At 64.3% G+C, this 5,136-nt stretch carries 4 protein-coding genes; 3 read left to right on the top strand and 1 reads right to left on the bottom strand.

Features of this window, described 5'->3' with window-relative positions; all coding sequences use genetic code 11:
- Positions 1-598: baeRF2 domain-containing protein (locus tag Y707_RS28285; RefSeq protein ID WP_035783099.1), on the bottom strand; the 598-nt coding region annotated here is incomplete at its 3' end.
- Positions 599-806: 208 nt separating this feature from the next.
- On the opposite strand from Y707_RS28285, the gene Y707_RS0121295 reads away from it, so the two are divergent.
- The 3 genes from Y707_RS0121295 to Y707_RS28290 all read left to right on the top strand — a co-directional run.
- The gene (locus tag Y707_RS0121295) at positions 807-2,771 is read left to right on the top strand and encodes an aconitate hydratase (RefSeq protein ID WP_026536541.1); all 1,965 of its coding nucleotides are present in this window, start codon (positions 807-809) and stop codon (positions 2,769-2,771) included.
- A gap of 55 nt (positions 2,772-2,826) precedes the next feature.
- Complete coding sequence (locus tag Y707_RS0121300; protein WP_026536542.1) at positions 2,827-4,053, top strand: class I SAM-dependent methyltransferase; 1,227 nt, start codon at positions 2,827-2,829, stop codon at positions 4,051-4,053.
- A gap of 104 nt (positions 4,054-4,157) precedes the next feature.
- The coding region (locus Y707_RS28290; protein WP_035783102.1) for a glutamate--cysteine ligase at positions 4,158-5,136 on the top strand (979 nt) is incomplete at its 3' end.

Consider the following 5,136-nt stretch of genomic DNA (forward strand, 5'->3'; position numbering starts at 1 on the left):
GACGGTACTGGCGGACCAGCTTGTCCAGCCGGTGCGCCACGGCGTCGGCATTGCGCTCCCATGAATCCTCTACCCGGGCCTCGAAGTCCTGGCCCCGCCAGCCGGTTCCGGTCTTGTGCAGCTCATCGTGGCCGCCTTCGATCGAGGCGTCCTCGCCCAGGGGCTTCTGGCTGCCGGCAACATGCGGGTCCTCCGGCGCCCGCAGGCTGATGTCGGCGCCCGACCGGTCGACTTCCACAAGCAGGTGGGACACGGCTCTGGCGGCGACCCGCATCAGCGGAAGCAGGTGCGGCCGGTGATTGCAGGACGCGTGGTCTTCCGGCGGAACGGGCAGAACCCGGTCAATGTAGAGCTGCCCACCCGCGGCAAGGAATGCCCGGCCATGCGGACCGCCAATGCCTGCCGGTTCCAGAACGGAACGCTCGATCCGCTTCAGCAGATCTTTAGGTGCGCCTTCGGCGCGGACCTTGTCCCGCAGATGCTCCCATCGTGTCTCGATCTCGGCGGCAGCCGAAGGGTCTGTCCGCGTCGTGTCGACGTACACGCTGAGAAACGGTGGATCTGCTTCCAGCACATCCTTGAGCCATGGGTATCGCATCGGGCGCCTCCAGTTGTAAACAGTCAGCTTCTTACGTCAGCCAGCGTCCGTTGGCCGGACGCCGTCCGGATTCGTAACCCTCCCAACTCTTCCACTAACCCGGAGACCACACAATAGTAAGTACGGATAGCATCTTGAGGACGTCCCGGCCTAGCATAGGGAGGGTATGCACCGTCCGCGGTGACGCGGGCTCTACCGGGAGGTCGTCATGGGTCAGAACGTAGCGCAAAAGGTCATCAGCGAGCACCTCGTCAGCGGGGACATGGAGTTCGGTAACGAAATCGGGCTCCGGATCGACCAGACGCTGACCCAGGATGCCACCGGAACGGTGGTGATGCTCGAACTTGAGGCGATGGGCCTGGACCGGATCAAGACAGAGTTATCCGTGCAGTACGTCGACCACAACCTGCTCCAGACGGACGAGAAAAATCCGGAGGACCACCTCTTCCTGCAGTCCGCCGCACAGCGCTACGGTTTGTGGTTCTCCAAGCCCGGCAACGGCGTCTCGCACCCGGTGCATCAGGCCCGCTTTGGCCGCCCGGGCGCCACCATGCTTGGCTCCGACTCCCACACTTGTGCCGCCGGTGCCATCGGAATGCTCGCCGTCGGCGTCGGCGGTCTTGAAGTGGCGATGGCGATGGCCGGTGATCCGCTTTACGTCGCCATACCGGAAATCTGGGGCATCGAACTGACCGGTGATCTGCCGGACTGGGTGTCGGCCAAGGACGTCATCCTCGAAATGCTCCGGCGGCACGGCGTCAAGGGCGGCGTCGGGAAGATCATTGAGTATCACGGCCCTGGGCTGAAGAACCTGACGGCGATGGACCGGCACGTGATTGCCAATATGGGAGCGGAACTCGGTGCGACGACGAGCATTTTCCCCGCCGACGAGGAGGTCCGGAAGTTCCTCAAATCAGTCGGGCGCCCGGACGACTTCCAGGAAATCCTGGCCGACGACGATGCGACCTACGACGTCTCCGATTCCATCGACCTCTCCAGCCTGGAACCGCTGATCGCCAAGCCCTCCTCCCCCGGCAACGTTGTTCCGGTACGTGAAGTCGCCGGGGAGGATGTTTACCAGATCGTGGTCGGATCCTCTGCGAACCCCGGACTGCGGGACTTCGCCGTCGTCGCCGAAATCCTCCGGGGGCAGCAGGCAAGCAGCCAGGTATCGGTCGACGTCAATCCGACGTCCCGCGAAATTTTCGAGGACATGGCCAAGGGCGGGTGGCTGTTCGACCTGATTTCCGCCGGCGCGCGGATCCACCAGTCCGGCTGCATGGGCTGCATCGGGATGGGCCAGGCTCCGGCGACCGGACGCAACAGTCTCCGAACCGTTCCGCGCAACTTCCCCGGCCGTTCCGGCACCGACGAAGACGCCGTCTGGCTGTGCTCGCCCGAGACCGCGGCCGCCGCGGCACTGACCGGCGTGATTACGGATCCGCGCGACCTGGACATGGATTACCCGCGGCCGGACTTGCCGGAGCAGGTCAGCGTCAACACCGCCATGCTGCTGCCGCCGTTGCCGGAGGAGGAAGCCAAGCAGGTTGAACTGGTGAAGGGTTCGAACATCGAGTCGCTGCCGGAATTTGATCCGTTGCCGGACTCTCTGGAGCTGCCGGTCCTGCTCAAGGTTGACGACAACATCTCCACCGACGAGATCCTTCCCGCCGGCGCCCGGGTATTGCCGTACCGGAGCAATATTCCGAAGATCTCGGAATTCCTCTTCATACAGGTCGATGACACGTACGCTTCCCGGGCCAAAGACACCGAGGGCGGTCACCTGATCGTAGCCGGCGAAAACTACGGACAGGGATCCTCCCGCGAACATGCGGTCATCGCGCCGCGGTATCTGGGACTACGGGTCGTCATCGCCAAGTCGTTTGCGCGCATCCACTGGCAGAATCTGGCAAACTTCGGCGTTCTGGCACTCGAATTCAGCGACCCGGCCGACTACGACAAGATCAACTCAGGCGACACGTTGACGTTCGAAAATGTCCGTTCGCAACTGCCCGAGAGCAACGAAGTCACGGTCCGGAACGGCGATACAACCATCAAACTCCGGCACCGGCTCTCTCCGCGGCAGGCCGAAATGGTGGTCAAGGGCGGCCGCGTCGCCTCCGTCGCCGAAAAGCAGGAGGCGCCGGACAAAGTGCAGGACTCCTACGCGTAGGCAAATCCCGCCCCTCGCAACACCAGTACGGGCTCGTTGAACTAGGCTGATACGCATGCCGGATTCACCCGTGGACGCCATCGCGCCCCTGCTCACCTCCGACGGCTGGGAACTGCTCAACTCCCTCGGCCCGTACCTTGAGTCCGAGGCCATGTCCTTGAACGTGGAGTTGCGCAAGGCCGGGCATTCCCCGGAACTCGTGGCCGCGGTGTTGACTCAGGCGCGGCTGCGGATGAAGGCGCGCGCCAAGTTCGGACCATTCGCCGACCAGATGCTCTTCACCCAGGCCGGTCTGGAGCAAGCCACCCGGCTCAATGTCGCCGCCCGGCACGCGCAGCGTTTCGCCAATGCGGGACTGGAATCGGTGGCGGATCTGGGTTGCGGCATCGGCGCGGATTCGATGGCACTGGCCACGCTGGACCGGAATGTCACCGCCGTCGAACTGGATGAGACGACGGCGGCCGTTGCCACCATCAACCTGATGCCGTGGCAGTCGGTCAAGGTGGTCAACGCGGACGCCACCTCAATGGACTTGGACGGGTTCGACGGCGTGTGGCTGGATCCGGCGCGGCGGACGACGTCGACGTCGGGCACCAGGCGGCTCTTCGATCCGGAAGCGTTTTCGCCGCCGCTCTCCTTCGTGGAGAAAGTGGCGGACACAGGCAAGGCCGTCGGCGTGAAGCTCAATCCCGGTATCCCGCACGACGCCGTCCCAGCAAACTGTGAAGCCCAATGGGTCTCGACCGACGGTGAAGTGACCGAGGCCGCCCTGTGGTTCAACGCGCTGGCCCGCCCGGGAGTACGGCGCGCGGCCCTGGTGCTCTACGCGGACGGAGCGGCCGAGCTGACCAGCGGCGTCGATTTCGATCCGGAGGCGCAGGACGTCGAAACCGGCGATGCCGGCAAGTACCTGTATGAGCCGGACGGCGCCGTCATCCGCGCGGGGCTCGTGGCCGACCTGGCGCGGCAACTGGGCGGGCATCTGTTGAACGAGCGGATTGCGTACATCTGTGCCGACACGCTCGAGGATTCGCCCTTTGCCCGCGCCTATAAGGTCAAGGAAGTACTCCCCTATAACGTCAAACAGCTGCGCTCGTGGGTGAAGGCTAACGGAATCGGGACCCTCGAGATCAAGAAACGCGGAGCGTCCGTCACTCCGGAGGAACTGCGCAAGCAGCTGCTGGCCGGCAAGCCGAAAACCGCGACGGCGAAGGCCACCCTCGTGCTGACCCGGATGGGGACGGAGCGCGTCGCCATTGTGGTGGACACGATCGCCGGCTGAGAGCTGGACTAGACTGGCCCCTGTACTTTGCGCGGTGACGCGAGTCGAACTAACCAACGCCAGCGCGGCGGTCACGCCCAACGGAACAGCGCGTCAGGAGCTTCATGAAGATTGATTTCGCATCATCGGCCCAGTCGACCCTCGGCGTTGAGTGGGAACTGGCACTGGTGGATGGCGAATCCGGCGAGCTCGTGTCCGCCGCGGATGAGGTGCTCCGCGGCGTCCGGCAGAAGCACCCGGAACTCCAGGACGACGACGAGCACCCGCACATCAAGCAGGAGCTGCTCGCCAACACCATCGAGCTCGTCACTGGCATCTGCACCACCGTGGCCGAGGCGAAGGCAGACCTGACCCGGTCGATGGACGCGGTCCGCGAAGTCACTGAACCACTCGGCGTCGAACTTTTCTGTGCCGGTTCGCATCCCTTCAGCGCCGTCAAAGCACAGGCAATCACGGACAAGGCACGCTACGCCACCCTGATCGACCGCACCCAGTGGTGGGGCCGGCAGATGGTGATCTACGGCGTCCACGTGCACGTCGGACTGGACAAGCGGTCCAAGGCGTTGCCCGTACTGGATGGACTGATCAACTATTTCCCGCACTTCCAGGCGCTCTCGGCGTCGTCGCCGTTCTGGGATGGTGAAGATACCGGTTACGCTTCCCAGCGCGCGCTGATGTTCCAGCAGCTCCCGACGGCCGGGCTCCCCTTCCAGTTCGCCACCTGGGAAGAGTACGAGCAGTACGTGGCGGACATGTTCACCACCGGCGTGATCGACGTCGCGAACGAAATCCGCTGGGACGTCCGGCCGGTGCCGAATCTCGGCACCATCGAGATGCGGATCTGCGACGGACTTTCCACCCTGGAGGAGGTCGGGGCGATCGCCGCGCTGACGCAGTGCCTGGTCGATGACTTCTCCACCCGGCTGGATAACGGCGGCACGATCGAGACCATGCCGCCGTGGCACGTGCAGGAGAACAAATGGCGCGCCGCGCGGTACGGTCTCGACGCGATCATCATCCTTGACGCCGCGGGCAATGAGCGACTGGTGACCGACCATCTGATGGAACAACTCAACCGGCTCG

The organism is Arthrobacter sp. H14 (genome assembly GCF_000520495.1).
GTDB lineage: Bacteria > Actinomycetota > Actinomycetes > Actinomycetales > Micrococcaceae > Arthrobacter_C.